The following is a 14,067-nucleotide window of genomic DNA, read 5'->3' on the forward strand; positions in this document are numbered from 1 at the left end:
TATTGTTGGTTCGTACCGTCGCCCGGCACCTTCCCTCGGAAGGCGCCGACGGCCCGACTCGAACCGGGCCGCCCCGCCAACGCGCGTCAGGCACCGTCGCAGGACGCCGTGTCGTCCAGCATCAGCGTACCGACCCGTGCGGGCACGAGCGGCGTGCGCGGCACCGGCGGCGTCCAGCCGAACAGCGCCTGCGCGGCGGCGCCGCACACGCGGCCCTGGCATGCGCCCATCCCGCAGCGCGTCTGCAGCTTCGCGGCCGTCCAGCCCGGCGCCGGCGCGACCGCGTTTGCCACCGCGTCTGCCACCGCGTCGAAGCGCACGTCCTCGCAACGGCACAGCAACGTATCGCGCCGCGCGAGCCGGCGGATCGGCTCGCGGATCGCGAAGCGCTCGCGCACCGCGTCCGCGAACGCCTGCCAGTGCGCGCGTCGCGCCACCAGCGCGGCCAGCGGCGCCACCTGCCCGGTGGCCGCGCAGCCCGCGATCTCGCCTTCGACCATCGCCAGTTCGCTGCCGCCGACACCCGTGCATTCGCCTGCGGCGAAATACCCGTCGCGGCTCGTGCGCTGGTGCCCGTCGACAACGACCGCGCCGTTCTCGATCCGGCAACCGAGATGGCTCGGCAGCACGGTGTTCGGCACGAGGCCGAAGCCGCACGCGAGCCGATCGCAGTCGACGTCGAACTCGCGCTCGCCCTGCCGGATCCGCACGCGTTCCAGCCGCTTGTCGCCGAACGCTTCGACGACGTAGGCATTGGGCCGGTAGGCGGCCGTGACGAGCTTCGCGGCCTGCGCGAGTTTCGACGGCCAGCGCCACAGCCCTGCGCCGAAACCGGCCACGTCGCCCCATGCCGCCTGTTCGAGCACGTGCGACACCTGCGCGCCTGCCTGTCGGGCCGTCGCCGCGCTCGCGAGCAGCAGCGGGCCGCTGCCGGCGATCACCGTGCGCTGCCCGCGCACGTCGAGACCGTACTTGATCAGCGCCTGCAGGCCGCCCGCGCCGGTGACACCCGGCAGCGTCCAGCCCGGGAACGGCAGCAGCAACTCACGCGCGCCGCAGCACACGATCAGCGTGCGGAATTCGAGCAGAAAGCCGCGTTCGTCGTCCTCGAGCAGCAGCGTGCCCGGCTGCGTTTCGGCGACGATGCGCGTGGCCGCGAGATGCGTGACGTTCGGCTGCCGCAGCGCGGCAAGGCGTTCGGCGGCGGCGGCCATCGGCGCCGCGGTGGCCGCCTGGCGCCAGATCTGTCCGCCCGCGCGCGGGTTGTCGTCGACGATCGCGACCGTTGCGCCGCTTCGCGCGGCGGCCCGCGCGGCCGACAACCCGGCCGGCCCCGCGCCGACGATCGCGACGTCGACGCTCAGTCGTTCCTGTTTCATCGCGTGCGCTCCACCCGCATCCCGTCGCGGCACAGCGTCTGGCAGGCCAGACGACGGCGGCCGTCGATCGTCATCCTGCACTCCTGGCAGATGCCCATACCGCAAAACGGCGCGCGCGCCGCACCCGTGCACGACACGCGCGTCGTGTCGTCGCCGCTGGCCGCGACGGCAGCCGCGACGGTCGCACCGTCAGCCACCGTCAGCGCGCGGCCGTCCAGATGAATGATCATGTCAGCCTCCGCCGGGCCGCCCCAAGGGGGCTGACAGCCCCCGCAGGGGGCCGCGAACGAAGTGAGCGTGGGGGTCGTTTCATGTCAGCGCTCCGGCTACGGGGGACGTCGTCAGGAAACGTCCCGGCAAATACGGTTCGATATCGATCGGCGGCCGCTCGCCGGTCATCAACGCGGCGACGATTCGCGCACTGCCCGGCGCGGTCGTCACGCCGAGCCCTTCGTGCCCGACCGCGAGCCACACGCCCGGCCGCGCCGGATGTTCGCCGAGCAGCGGCAGGCCGTCAGGGCTCGCGGAACGAAAACCCGTCCATGCGCGAATCCCGTTCAGGTCGGCCAGATCCGGCAGGTAGCCGGCCGCACGGCGCAGCATGCGCGCGAGCACCGGCGGCTCGACGCGCGCATCTTCCGTGTCGAACTGGCGCGACGAGCCGATCAGCAGCTGGCCGGTCGGCCGCGGTTGCACGTTGAACGCGACGGACGTGCCGTCGCTCGCGTGCGCGCTCGCCGCATAGCCGAGCTCGACGAGCTGGTGCGACACCTGGCCCGGGTAGCGGTCGGTGATCAGCAGATGGCCCTTCTTCGGGCGCAGCGGCAATTCGGGCAACAGCGTGCGCGCGGCGACGCCGTTCGCGACGACGACACGTTCCGCGCGCAGCGTGTCGCCGCTCGCGAGCGTGACGCCCGGGCCGTCGACCGCCACCGCGCGGTCGCGCCGCAACGTGATGCCCGGCGCGCGCTGCAACAGCCAGCTCGCGGCGACCGGTGCATAGAGAATCGCATCGCCCGGGATCTTCAGCGCGCCGCCGAGCCCGGCGCGCAGCATCGGCTCCAGCCGCGCGAGCGTCGCCGCGTCGATCAGCTCGCCCGCCACGCCATGCGCGGCGAGCGTCGCCTGCTTGGTGCGCGCGAGGTCCATCTCGTTGGAATCGGCCGCAAGCCACAGCGTGCCGCAGTTGCGGTACGCGCAGCCTTCCGGCATGTCGCCGCTCAGCGCGCGCCACAGCTCGATCGAGTAATGGCTCAGCGCGAGCTCGGCCGCGTTGTCGTCTATCGCGACGAGGTGTCCCATGCCGGCGCCGGTCGCGCCACCGCTCGCGTCGTCGACGACGAGCACGCGCAGCCCGCGCTGCGCGAGTTCGTGCGCACATGCGGCACCGACGATGCCGGCGCCGATCACGACGACATCGGTCCTGGCCTCGCTCACGACACGATGCCCCAGCCGAACGGATCGTCTTCCTCGATCAGCAGCGTCGCTTCCGCGCTGAGATGCGCACTGCCGCGGATCGTCGGCACGATGCCGCCGTCGGCCTGCGCATAGCTCGCCTGGAACACGCTGCCGATCACGCTCGCCTGCCGCCACACGACACCCGGTTCGAGCTTGCCGTCGGCCGCGAGGCAGGCGAGCTTCGCGCTCGTGCCGGTGCCGCACGGCGAACGGTCGTATGCATGGCCCGGACACAGCACGAAGCTGCGGCTGTCGTGCTCGGGATCGTCGGCGAACAGTTCGATATGGTCGATCTCGCCGCCGTTCGCGCCGGTGATGCCCGCGCGCTCGAGCCCTTCGCGCACGGCGGACGAATAAGCGGTCAGCGCCGCGACGTTGTCGCCGGCCACGCGCTGGCCGTGATCGCTGATCAGGAAGAACCAGTTGCCGCCCCACGCGATGTCGCCCTTCACGGAGCCGTAGCCCGGCACGTCGACGGCGACGGCCTTCGCATGGCGATACGCGAGCACGTTGCGCACGCTGACCGACAGGTCGTCGTGCAGCGTCGCCTCGACGGTGCCGACCGGCGTTTCGATCCGGTGCACGCCCGGCTCGATGCGGCCCATGTGATGCAGCGTACGCACGACGCCGATCGTGCCGTGCCCGCACATCCCGAGGTAGCCGCTGTTGTTGAAGAAGATCACGCCGGCCGCAGCCTCCGGCGACACGGGTTCGCACAGCAGCGCGCCGACCATCACATCGCTGCCGCGCGGCTCGAGAATGCACGCGGTGCGGTAGCGATCGTGCTCGCGCGCGAGCACGTCGCGGCGCTCGGCCATCGTGCCGTTGCCGAGCGAGGGGAAGCCGGACACGACGAGCCGCGTGGGTTCGCCGCCCGTGTGCGAATCGATGATCTGAATGCGCTTCATCATGAGCCGTCCGAAGTGGGGAAAGGAGCATAGCTTCCTCCGTCGCGCGTCCGTCCGCTTGTGGCTTTTCGATGAGGACGGCGACGAAATCGGCACAGTGCGGAACGCCTTTCGCGGCCCTTCCGGCCTCTGTGCCGATTTCGTCATTCTGCTCCGCGATACGACTCAAGCGTGACGGGTGTTTGCACGGCGATACTGGTTGCACGTCGACGCGCCTGTCACCGGCCGAGATGAAGCGATACGTAGCAATAGCAAGCAATACGAGGCTTCCCCCCGTCGCGTCGCCACTTCCGGTCCGGCATGGCCCGTACGGATCCGTTCGCCGCGGCGCCAGTCCGCGCCACGCATGAACGGCCGTCGGCCCGCCCGGTCGTTCGAACCGGTCGCACGCCGGCCGGCAGGTGTGCGCCGCTGCTCCGTCGGAGCGCGGCGCAACCCCACCTGCCCCGATATTTCCCAGGAGACAAACCCATGCCAGGCCAAGGCAACACACACCCTTCCGTCCCGCTTTCCCGTTCCGTGCCCGCCGACGGCGGTCACGGCAAATTCAAGAAACAGCTGTCGCTGACCGACCTGACGTTCATCGGCCTCGGCGCGATCTTCGGCTCGGGTTGGCTGTTCGCCGCGAGTCACGTCTCGGCGATCGCCGGCCCGGCCGGCATCTTCTCGTGGCTGCTCGGCGGCTTTTCGGTGCTGCTGCTGGGCATCGTGTACTGCGAGCTCGGCGCCGCGCTGCCGCGCGCGGGCGGCGTGGTCCGCTACCCGGTGTTCTCGCACGGCCCGCTGCTCGGCTACCTGATGGGTTTCATCACGCTGATCGCGTTCTCCAGCCTGATCGCGATCGAAGTGGTCGCCGCGCGCCAGTACGCGGCCGCGTGGTTCCCCGGCCTCACCAAGGCCGGCTCGAGCGACCCGACGACGCTCGGCTGGCTCGTGCAGGCCGGGCTGCTGTGCTTCTTCTTTTACCTGAACTATTCGAGCGTGAAGACGTTCGCGAAGGCGAACAACGTCATCAGCATCTTCAAGTTCATCGTGCCGCTGTCGGTGATCGCGGTGCTGTTAACGTTCTTCAAGCCCGCCAACCTGACCCTGCACGGCTTCGCGCCGTTCGGCATGCCGGGCATCGAGATGGCCGTGTCGGCCGGCGGGATCATTTTCGCGTACCTCGGCCTCACGCCGATCGTGTCGGTCGCGAGCGAAGTGCGCAATCCGCAGCGCACGATTCCGATCGCGCTGATCCTGTCGATCCTGCTGTCGACGCTCATCTACGTGCTGCTGCAGCTCGCGTTCATCGGCAGCATCCCGACCGACATGCTCGCCGCCGGCTGGCACGACGCGAGCAAGGCGTTCTCGCTGCCGTACCGCGACATCGCGCTCGCACTGGGCGTGGGCTGGCTCGCGGTGATGGTCGTGGCCGACGCGATGATCTCGCCGAGCGGCTGCGGCAACATCTACATGAACGCGACGCCGCGCGTCGTCTACGGCTGGGCGAAGACGGGCACGTTCTTCAAGGTGTTCACGCGCGTCGACGAAGCGTCGGGCATCCCGCGCGCAGGCCTGTGGCTCACGTTCGGCCTCTCGATCTTCTGGACGATGCCGTTCCCGTCGTGGGAAGCGCTGATCAATATCGTGTCGGCCGCGCTCGTGCTGAGCTATGCGGTCGCGCCCGTGTCGGTCGCCGCGCTGCGCCGCACCGCGCCCGACCTGCCGCGGCCGTTCCGCGCGGTGGCGTTCGGCATCACCGGCCCCGCGTCGTTCGTGATCGCCGCGCTGATCGTCTACTGGTCGGGCTGGGGCACGGTGTCCTGGCTGCTCGGCCTGCAGATCGTGATGTTCGTGATCTATCTCGCGTGCCGCCGCTGGGTGCCGACCGCGCACCTGAGCATCGCCGAGCAGGTGCGTTCGTCCGCGTGGCTGATCGCGTTCTACGCGGCGATGATCGTGCTGTCGTACTTCGGCGGCTTCGGCGGCACGGGCCAGCTCGCGCATCCGTACGACACGGTCGTCGTCGCGGCCGTCGCGCTCGTCATCTTCTACTGGGGCGCCAACACCGGCATCCGTTCCGACAAGCTGCAGCTCGAAGACGACGAAGACTGACGCCCCCACTTCCCCTTTCCACTCCGGCCGGGCGCATCACGCCCGGCCCCGCATTTTCCGAGGAAACATCATGCAACTCACAGGTCAGCTCCTGATCGGCCAGTCGACCATCGCCGGACAGAACGGCACCCTCCACGCGATCGCCGCCGCCACCGGCGAACCGCTCGACCCCGCGTTCGGCGGCGCGAGCCTGCACGACCTGGAGACGGCCTGCGCGCTGGCCGACGACGCGTTCGATACGTACCGCGAAACGAGTCCCGAGCAACGCGCGGCGTTTCTCGACGCGATCGGCCGCAACATCATGGCGCTCGGCGACGACCTGATCGAGCGCTGCGTCACCGAAACGGGCCTGCCGCGCGCACGCATCGAAGGCGAACGCGGCCGCACGGTCGGCCAGCTCGCGCTGTTCGCGTCGCTCGTACGCGACGGCGGTTACGTCGACGCGCGCATCGACCCGGCCCGGCCGGACCGCAAGCCGCTACCGCGGGTCGACCTGCGCCTGCACAACATCGCGATCGGGCCGGTCGCCGTGTTCGGCGCGTCGAACTTCCCGCTCGCGTTCTCGGTCGCGGGCGGCGATACGGCCTCGGCACTCGCGGCCGGCTGCCCGGTGATCGTCAAGGCGCACTCCGCGCATCCGGGCACGTCCGAGCTCGTCGGCCGCGCGATCCAGCAAGCCGTGCGCGAATGCGGGCTGCCGGCTGGCGTGTTCTCACTGCTGTTCGACGCGTCGCGCGAAATCGGCCAGGCGCTCGTCGCCGATCCGCGCATCAAGGCCGTCGGCTTCACCGGCTCCCGCCGCGGCGGCGTCGCGCTGATGAACATCGCGGCCGCGCGCCACGAGCCGATTCCGGTCTATGCGGAAATGAGCTCGATCAATCCGGTGCTGCTGTTCCCGGCCGCGCTCGATGCGCGCCATGACACGATCGCGCCGCAGTTCGCCGCGTCGCTCGCACTCGGCGCCGGCCAGTTCTGCACGAACCCGGGCCTCGTGCTCGCGGTCGACGGCCCCGCGCTGCGCGCGTTCGAAGCCGCGGCGGCCTCCGCCGTGCAAGCGACCACCGCGCAGACGATGCTCACGCCGCACATCCACGCGAGCTATGCGCAAGGCGTGGCCGCGCTGCGCGCGCACGACGCGGTCGAGCTGCTGGCGCAAGGGGTGGAAGGCGGCCGCTACCAGGCACGCGCGGCGCTGTTCGCGACGTCGGCGGACGCGTTCATCTCGCACCCGGAACTGCGTGACGAAGTGTTCGGCCCCGCGTCGCTGATCGTGCGCTGCGCGGATGCCGACACGCTGCATCGCGTGCTGAAGTCGCTCGAAGGCCAGTTGACGATCGCCGCGCATCTCGCCGACGGCGACGCCGCGCTGTTTGCCGCGCTGCGCCCGACGCTGGAGCGCAAGGCCGGCCGTATTCTCGTCAACGGCTTCGGCACGGGTGTCGAGGTCGGTCACGCGATGGTGCACGGCGGCCCGTTCCCGGCCACGTCCGACACGCGCACCACGTCGGTCGGCGCACGCGCGATCGAGCGTTTCCTGCGCCCCGTGTCGTACCAGGACGTGCCGGACGCGCTGCTACCCGACGCCATCCGCAACGGCAACCCGCTGAATGTGCCGCAACGCATCGACGGCGTGCCCGCGCCGCGGGAAGCGCGCGATGTCTGAACCGCTCGCCGAGGTCGTCCTGGCGCTCGATGAGGTGCACGCACTCGCGCTGCGGGTGCTGACGCACAACGGGATGTCCGCCGCGCACGCGCAGGCGATCGCGAACGTGATCACGCAGGGCCAGCGCGACGAGTGCCACTCGCACGGCGTGTACCGGCTGCTCGTCTGCGTGCGTTCGCTGAAGAAGGGCAAGGTGGATCCGCAGGCCGTGCCGACGCTGCGCCGGCTGTCGTCGTCGATCGTCGCGGTCGACGCGCATCGCGGCTTCTCGCTGCTGAGCTTCGAAACCGGCCTGCCGGTGCTGGTCGAGATGGCGAAGCAGCACGGGATCGCGGCGATGGCGATCAACAATTGCTACCACTTCTCGGCGCTGTGGCCCGAGGTCGAGGCGATCGCCGCCGAGGGGCTGGCCGGCATCGCGATGAACCCGAGCCACAGCTGGGTCGCGCCGGAGGGCGGCCGCGAACCGGTGTTCGGCACGAACCCGATCGCGTTCGCGTGGCCGCGCCCGGACGGCGTGCCGTTCGTGTTCGACTTCGCGACCAGCGCGATCGCGCGCGGCGACATCGAGCTGCACGCAAAACAGGGCAAGGCGATCCCGCCGCACTGGGCGATCGATGCCGACGGGCAGCCGACCACCGATCCGAAGGCCGCGCTGCAGGGCGCGATGCGCACCTTCGGCGGCCACAAGGGCTCGGCGCTGGCGGCCATGGTCGAGCTGCTCGGCGGCGCGCTGATCGGCGACATGACGAGCCGGGAGTCGATGGACTTCGACGAAGGCGTCGGCGCGACGCCTTGCCATGGAGAGCTCGTGATCGCGTTCGACCCGACGGTGTTTCTCGGCGACGAACTCGACGCGGGCCTCGCGCGCGGCGAGCGGATGTTCGCGTCGATCACCGGGCAAGGCGCGCGGTTGCCGTCGCAGCGGCGCTTCGACGCCCGCGCGCGCAGCATCGCGCACGGCGTGCGGATTCCGAAGGCGCTGTACGACGAAATCCTGACACTGCTCGACTGACGTGATCGCGTTGCGCGGCGGCGGCTCGCGGCGCGGCTTCATCGCCGGTAGAAGGCGATGAAACCGTCGCCAGTTCAGCCGCCCAGTTCCGCCGCCCGGTTCGCCGCCCGATTCCGCCGCCCGGTTGCACCGGCAAGGCCCCGCGCCCCGGTGCGCGCCCTGCCCGCCGCACCGCTCGCGCCCCTCGCCAACTCCCGCCCGCGCCGCCCGCCCGGCGCCTGTGGGATAATCGCCGGGTTTGCCCAGGGCGCAGCTCAAGAGGTTGTTCGCACGGGCGCGCGAGAGGCCTTCAATCCCGTGCCTCCACCCTTTTCCGCGATATTTCTTCAGCCATCACAATGCCCACATACCGTTCCAAAACCTCCACCGCCGGCCGCAACATGGCAGGCGCGCGCTCGCTGTGGCGCGCCACCGGCATGAAAGACGACGATTTCTCGAAGCCGATCATCGCGGTCGTCAACTCGTTCACGCAGTTCGTGCCCGGGCACGTGCACCTGAAGGATCTCGGCCAGCTCGTCGCGCGCGAGATCGAGGCCGCCGGCGGCGTCGCGAAGGAATTCAACACGATCGCGGTCGACGACGGCATCGCGATGGGCCACGACGGCATGCTCTACTCGCTGCCGAGCCGCGACATCATCGCCGACTCCGTCGAATACATGGTGAACGCGCACTGCGCGGACGCGATGGTGTGCATCTCGAACTGCGACAAGATCACGCCGGGGATGCTGATGGCCGCGATGCGCCTCAACATTCCGGTGATCTTCGTGTCGGGCGGCCCGATGGAAGCCGGCAAGACGCGTCTCGCGAACCCGGTCACCAAGACCGTCGAACTGAAGAAGCTCGACCTCGTCGACGCGATGGTGATCGCGGCCGACCCGGCGTATTCGGATGCCGACGTCGCCGAAGTCGAACGCTCGGCGTGCCCGACCTGCGGTTCGTGCTCGGGCATGTTCACCGCGAACTCGATGAACTGCCTGACCGAAGCGCTCGGCCTGTCGCTGCCCGGCAACGGCACGGTCGTCGCGACGCACGCCGATCGCGAGCAACTGTTCAAGCGCGCCGGCCGCCGCATCGTCGAGCTGACCCGCCAGCACTACGAGCAGGACGACATGCGCGCGCTGCCGCGCTCGGTCGGCTTCAAGGCGTTCGAGAACGCCATGACGCTCGACATCGCGATGGGCGGTTCGACCAACACGATCCTGCACCTGCTGGCGATCGCGCAGGAAGCCGGCATCGACTTCACGATGAAGGACATCGATCGCCTGTCGCGCAGCGTGCCGCAGCTGTGCAAGGTCGCGCCGAACACGAACAAGTACCACATCGAGGACGTGCACCGCGCGGGCGGCATCATGGCGATCCTCGGCGAGCTCGACCGCGCCGGCAAGCTGCACACCGACGTGCCGACCGTGCACGCGCCGACGCTGAAGGATGCGCTCGACCAGTGGGATATCGTCCGCACCGACGACCCGGCAGTGCGCACGTTCTACCAGGCCGGCCCGGCCGGCATCCCGACGCAGGTCGCGTTCAGCCAGGACACGCGCTGGCCGAGCCTCGACCTCGACCGCGCCGAAGGCTGCATCCGCTCGTATGAGCATGCGTTCTCGAAGGAAGGTGGCCTGGCCGTGCTGACCGGCAACATCGCGCTCGACGGCTGCGTGGTGAAGACGGCCGGCGTCGATGAAAGCATCCTCGTGTTCGAGGGCTCGGCCCACGTCACCGAATCGCAGGACGAAGCGGTCGAGAACATCCTGAACGACAAGGTCAAGGCCGGCGACGTGGTGATCGTGCGCTACGAAGGCCCGAAGGGCGGCCCCGGCATGCAGGAAATGCTGTACCCGACGAGCTACATCAAGTCGAAGGGCCTCGGCAAGGCATGCGCGCTGCTGACGGACGGCCGCTTCTCGGGCGGCACGTCGGGCCTGTCGATCGGTCACTGCTCGCCGGAAGCGGCAGCGGGCGGCGCGATCGGCCTCGTCCGCGACGGCGACAAGATCCGCATCGACATTCCGAACCGCACGATCGACGTGCTGGTATCGGACGAGGAACTCGCGCGTCGCCGCGAAGAGCAGAACGCGAAGGGCTGGAAGCCGGCACAACCGCGTCCGCGCAAGGTGTCGGCGGCGCTGAAGGCCTATGCGAAGCTGGTGATGTCGGCCGACAAGGGTGCCGTGCGCGACCTGTCGCTGCTAGACGACTGATGCCGGGCAGCGGGCCGCACGAACGGCCCGCCCGCCTGACCCAGAAGCCGCTCTCCGGAGCGGCTTTTTTTCATCCGGCGCCGGCTGGCGGCTGCGACATCGGAGCCTTCAGTCGATCAACGACGGAACTCGTCGCTGCTGCCCCGGCCTCCACCACCGCCGTGGTTTCCGCCCCCGTTTCCGCCGCCTTGCGGCCGAGCGTCGTAACCACCACCGCCCTGATGCGTCGGCGGCACCATCCGGACCGCGCCACCGCTCGGTGCGGGCTGCGCGGGTTGGGCGGGCGGCGGCGGAGCCGGCTGATGGACACCGCCCGCGCCGGGCATCGGCGCGGGCGCGGGCATCGGTGCAGGCGCGCGTGCGGGCGCGGGTGCGACCTGCGGCGCCGGCGCGCGGTTCGGGCCGTTCCAGCCGCCGCGCGTGGCCGACGGCCGTGCATCATGCTGCACCGGCGGCGCGCCGCGCGGCTCGCGCTCGACCGGCCAGCCCGGCTGCGGGCGCCCGTAGGCGGGCGGCATCCCACCGGGGCCGACGCGCGGCTCGGCACGATGCTCCCAGCGATGGCGATCGTGAAACCACGGCCGGTGGCGGTAATAACGGTCCCAGTACGTGCCGATCGCGAACCCGGTCACCGGCACGCCGATGATCGCGCCGTATTCGAGCAGCGGCACGTAATTGCCCTGGTACGGGTAGTCGAGCTGCTGCGCGTCGATCCAGCCGCGCACGCCGGGCAGCGCGACGTCGCACCACGAGTAGTCGCTCAGGCAGCCGAACACGTCCACCGCGGTGCCGGGCGGAAGTTGCGCGACGACCGGATAATCGGGCGCCGGCCCCGCAAAGAGTTCGGCGCCCGAGTTCGTGTAAGCGCTGCTTTGCGCGTCGGCGATCCCCGGCACGGCCGCGATGCCGAACAGGACGACGCACAGACTTCGAATGATGGTATTGCTCATGTTGCTCTCCCGCGCGGTGCCGCCGCGCGTCGGTCAGTGTCGATGGCCGCCGCCCCAATGTCCGCCACCCCAGTGGCCGCCGCCCCACGGACGGTGCCAGCCGCGGTAGCCTCCGCCCCAATACCCGCGGAAGCCGAAGCCGATCGTGACGGGCGGCCCGTACCAGCCGGGATAGTACGCGGGGTAGTAGGCCGGGTAAGGCACATAGGCTGGCGCCGCATAGACGGGAGCCGGCGGGTACGCGTAGGCATAATCGTCCACTGGCGGCGGCACGGCCGGCACAGCGGGTGTGGACGCCGCGGCCGGGCCCGTATTTGCCGGCGTCACCGGGATCTCGCGCTGCGACACCACGGCGGGCGCGGGTGCGTAATACGGTGCATAGCCGTAAGGGCTCGTGTAATAGCAGCCACTCAGCGCGAGGATCGCCAGCACGATGACGGCTGGCCTCGCGGCGTGGATCGGGTTCATTTGAAGCTCCGCAGGAATTCGTGCGTCGCCGCGTGGCGCGCGCCTGACTCTAGCTTACGTCCCCTGCATATTTCTGCGGGTTTGATCGGTTACTTTTTGTTTCGCCGCCTCAATTGAAGGGGTCGCACCGCGCGGGTACGCTGCGTGCTCGCGCGTCTGGCGCGCCGGCGTTGAAGTTGGCGCAAATGCCCTCACTTGGATATTCAGTCAGGCTGGCCGGCGCGGACGGGTGTTCGCGCCCCCCGGCGGCCTGAAACCAGCGGACTTCGGCCCGCCCAACAGGAATGCGGCTCACGCCGCCATCGACATGACTACGCCACGCCCCACGCTTCGGGCGGACACGCCCCTCGATCCGATCATCCAGCTGCTGGCGCTCGCCGGCGAACAGGGTTATCTGACGCACGCCGACCTCGTCGACGCGCTGCCGCCGGAAAGCGACAGCCCCGACGCGCTGGACGTCGTGCGCGCCGCGCTCGCGGACATCGGCATCGCCGTGCTCGACGAGCCGGCCGCGCCGGCGCCGTTCGCGGGCGCGGCACCGGTCGACGTCGATCGCGATGCGCTCGACGAGGGCCGCGCGCTGCTCGGCGATCTCGCCCGCGGCACGAGCGCGTCGACCGATCCGCTCGCGCTCTATATGCGACGCATTCATGCGGTGCCGCTGCTCAAGCGCGAGGACGAGATCGTGCTCGCCCGCGAAATCGAAACGGGCCGCCATCAGATCCTGCACGCGCTCGCAGGCTATCCGGCGGCGGTCGATGCGCTGCTCGCGCGCCATGGTGTATCGGGTGTAAGCGGTGCGGCCGGAGACGAAGGCGATGACATCGGCGACGGTGAAGGCGGCACGCCGGCCCCCGCGCGCTACGACACGCTGCAGGACGCCCTCACGGCCCTGCGCGGCGCATTGCACGCGCAAGGCTGCCGCTCGGCCGAATACCGCGATGCGCGCAACCGTCTCGCCGCACTGCTCGGTTCGCTCGCGTGGGTTGCGCCGGCCGTCGACGATGCGACTCGCGTCGTGCGTGCGCTCGCCGCCGCGCCGGCCAACGCCGCCGCGAGTAGCAACGCCGACCCCGACGCCGCGCACTTCGACACGGTCGCGCGCCGTGCGCTCGGCGCCGCGCTGAGCGACGGTCAGCAAAAGGTGCGCGACGGTACCCGCGCGATGCTGGAGGCGAACCTGCGGCTCGTGCTGTCGATCGCGCGCAAGTACATGAACCGCGGCGTCGACCTGCCCGACCTCGTGCAGGACGGCTGCCTCGGCCTGATGCGCGCGATCGAGAAGTTCGAATACCGGCGCGGCTTCAAGTTCTCGACCTATGCGACCTGGTGGATCCGGCAGGCGGTCGCACGCGCGGTGGCCGACCGTTCGCGCACGATCCGCGTGCCCGTGCACGTCGGCGACCAGTACCAGCGCGTGCAGCGGCATGCGCTGCGCTTCCGCCAACGCACGGGCCGCCGCGCGACGCCGGCCGAGCTGGCCGCCGAAACCGGGCTCCCCGAGGGCAAGCTGCGCGCGGTGCTCGCGCTGCCTGCCGAGCCGCTGTCGCTCGACACGCCGCTGCCCGACGCGGAGACGGGCCTCGTCGACCTGATCGAGGACCAGGCGTCGGCGAGCCCGTTCGAGCGCCTGGCGGACACGCGCATGCGCGAATGCGTGACGTCGCTGTTGCGCTCGGTCACGCCGGCCGAAGCCGACGTGCTGCGCCGGCGGTTCGGCCTCGGCGGCGCCGAGCCCGACACCTACGACGCGATCGCGCAGGACGCGGGCATGTCGCGCGAACGCGTGCGGCAGATCGAGAAGCGCGCGCTCGCCACGCTGCGCACGGCCGCGGAGGCCGAGGGCGCGGAGTCGTTCCTCGACGCGTAACCGGTCGCGTGTTCGTGCCCCATCCCGGCACGAACGCGCGCGGCGTGGTTCCCCGCCTGTG

Annotated in this window: 11 protein-coding genes; 5 read left to right on the forward strand and 6 right to left on the reverse strand. The window is 70.4% G+C overall.

Annotated features, from left to right (window positions below; all coding sequences use genetic code 11):
* Positions 1–86: 86 nt before the first annotated feature.
* The 4 genes from FFI87_RS24600 to FFI87_RS24615 all read right to left on the reverse strand — a co-directional run bounded on the left by FFI87_RS24600 (position 87) and on the right by FFI87_RS24615 (position 3,745).
* A complete protein-coding gene (locus FFI87_RS24600) occupies positions 87–1,379 on the reverse strand; it encodes an FAD/NAD(P)-binding oxidoreductase (RefSeq protein ID WP_138848701.1) in 1,293 nt (430 codons plus the stop codon).
* Complete coding sequence (locus FFI87_RS24605; protein WP_011658575.1) at positions 1,376–1,609, reverse strand: 2Fe-2S iron-sulfur cluster-binding protein; 234 nt, start codon at positions 1,607–1,609, stop codon at positions 1,376–1,378. Before FFI87_RS24605 ends, FFI87_RS24600 begins: the two co-directional genes overlap by 4 nt.
* A gap of 79 nt (positions 1,610–1,688) precedes the next feature.
* Positions 1,689–2,816: an NAD(P)/FAD-dependent oxidoreductase gene (locus tag FFI87_RS24610; protein WP_138848700.1), complete on the reverse strand. Its 1,128-nt coding sequence runs from the start codon at positions 2,814–2,816 to the stop codon at positions 1,689–1,691.
* Positions 2,813–3,745: a 4-hydroxyproline epimerase gene (locus FFI87_RS24615; protein ID WP_138850182.1), complete on the reverse strand. Its 933-nt coding sequence runs from the start codon at positions 3,743–3,745 to the stop codon at positions 2,813–2,815. The genes FFI87_RS24610 and FFI87_RS24615 overlap by 4 nt, the downstream gene beginning before the upstream one ends.
* Positions 3,746–4,216: 471 nt before the next feature.
* Here FFI87_RS24615 and FFI87_RS24620 point away from each other — a divergent pair, with 471 nt between their 5' ends.
* From FFI87_RS24620 to ilvD, 4 genes are all read left to right on the forward strand, one after another.
* The gene (locus tag FFI87_RS24620) at positions 4,217–5,842 is read left to right on the forward strand and encodes an APC family permease (RefSeq protein WP_138848699.1); all 1,626 of its coding nucleotides are present in this window, start codon (positions 4,217–4,219) and stop codon (positions 5,840–5,842) included.
* A gap of 70 nt (positions 5,843–5,912) precedes the next feature.
* On the forward strand, positions 5,913–7,505 hold the full coding sequence (locus FFI87_RS24625) for an aldehyde dehydrogenase (NADP(+)) (RefSeq protein ID WP_138848698.1): 1,593 nt from the start codon (positions 5,913–5,915) through the stop codon (positions 7,503–7,505).
* On the forward strand, positions 7,498–8,520 hold the full coding sequence (locus FFI87_RS24630; protein ID WP_138848697.1) for an Ldh family oxidoreductase: 1,023 nt from the start codon (positions 7,498–7,500) through the stop codon (positions 8,518–8,520). The genes FFI87_RS24625 and FFI87_RS24630 overlap by 8 nt, the downstream gene beginning before the upstream one ends.
* Before the next feature lie 338 nt (positions 8,521–8,858).
* Positions 8,859–10,718 (forward strand): dihydroxy-acid dehydratase, encoded by a 1,860-nt coding sequence (ilvD, locus tag FFI87_RS24635; protein ID WP_011658569.1) that lies wholly within the window; start codon positions 8,859–8,861, stop codon positions 10,716–10,718.
* A 116-nt stretch (positions 10,719–10,834) separates the two neighbouring features.
* On the opposite strand, the gene FFI87_RS24640 is transcribed toward ilvD, so the two are convergent.
* Positions 10,835–11,668, reverse strand: a complete 834-nt coding sequence (locus tag FFI87_RS24640) for an SH3 domain-containing protein (RefSeq protein ID WP_138848696.1) — start codon at positions 11,666–11,668, stop codon at positions 10,835–10,837.
* A 33-nt stretch (positions 11,669–11,701) separates the two neighbouring features.
* Positions 11,702–12,136 carry a hypothetical protein gene (locus FFI87_RS24645; protein WP_138848695.1) on the reverse strand — a complete coding sequence of 145 codons (435 nt, stop codon included), beginning with the start codon at positions 12,134–12,136 and terminating at the stop codon, positions 11,702–11,704.
* A gap of 307 nt (positions 12,137–12,443) precedes the next feature.
* On the opposite strand from FFI87_RS24645, the gene FFI87_RS24650 reads away from it, so the two are divergent.
* The gene (locus tag FFI87_RS24650) at positions 12,444–14,006 is read left to right on the forward strand and encodes a sigma-70 family RNA polymerase sigma factor (RefSeq protein WP_138848694.1); all 1,563 of its coding nucleotides are present in this window, start codon (positions 12,444–12,446) and stop codon (positions 14,004–14,006) included.
* The last annotated feature ends 61 nt before the right edge of the window (positions 14,007–14,067 follow it).

The organism is Burkholderia sp. KBS0801 (assembly GCF_005937855.2).
In the GTDB taxonomy this organism is placed as follows: Bacteria; Pseudomonadota; Gammaproteobacteria; order Burkholderiales; family Burkholderiaceae; genus Burkholderia; species Burkholderia ambifaria.

Excerpts from the sequence above, each read along its gene's own strand:
- FFI87_RS24605 (WP_011658575.1), bottom strand. The coding sequence starts at position 1,609 with ATGATCATTCATCTGGACGGCCGCGCGCTGACGGTGGCTGACGGTGCG.
- ilvD (WP_011658569.1), top strand. The coding sequence starts at position 8,859 with ATGCCCACATACCGTTCCAAAACCTCCACCGCCGGCCGCAACATGGCA.
- FFI87_RS24625 (WP_138848698.1), top strand. The coding sequence starts at position 5,913 with ATGCAACTCACAGGTCAGCTCCTGATCGGCCAGTCGACCATCGCCGGA.
- FFI87_RS24645 (WP_138848695.1), bottom strand. The coding sequence starts at position 12,136 with ATGAACCCGATCCACGCCGCGAGGCCAGCCGTCATCGTGCTGGCGATC.
- FFI87_RS24615 (WP_138850182.1), bottom strand. The coding sequence starts at position 3,745 with ATGAAGCGCATTCAGATCATCGATTCGCACACGGGCGGCGAACCCACG.
- FFI87_RS24620 (WP_138848699.1), top strand. The coding sequence starts at position 4,217 with ATGCCAGGCCAAGGCAACACACACCCTTCCGTCCCGCTTTCCCGTTCC.
- FFI87_RS24650 (WP_138848694.1), top strand. The coding sequence starts at position 12,444 with ATGACTACGCCACGCCCCACGCTTCGGGCGGACACGCCCCTCGATCCG.
- FFI87_RS24630 (WP_138848697.1), top strand. The coding sequence starts at position 7,498 with ATGTCTGAACCGCTCGCCGAGGTCGTCCTGGCGCTCGATGAGGTGCAC.
- FFI87_RS24600 (WP_138848701.1), bottom strand. The coding sequence starts at position 1,379 with ATGAAACAGGAACGACTGAGCGTCGACGTCGCGATCGTCGGCGCGGGG.
- FFI87_RS24640 (WP_138848696.1), bottom strand. The coding sequence starts at position 11,668 with ATGAGCAATACCATCATTCGAAGTCTGTGCGTCGTCCTGTTCGGCATC.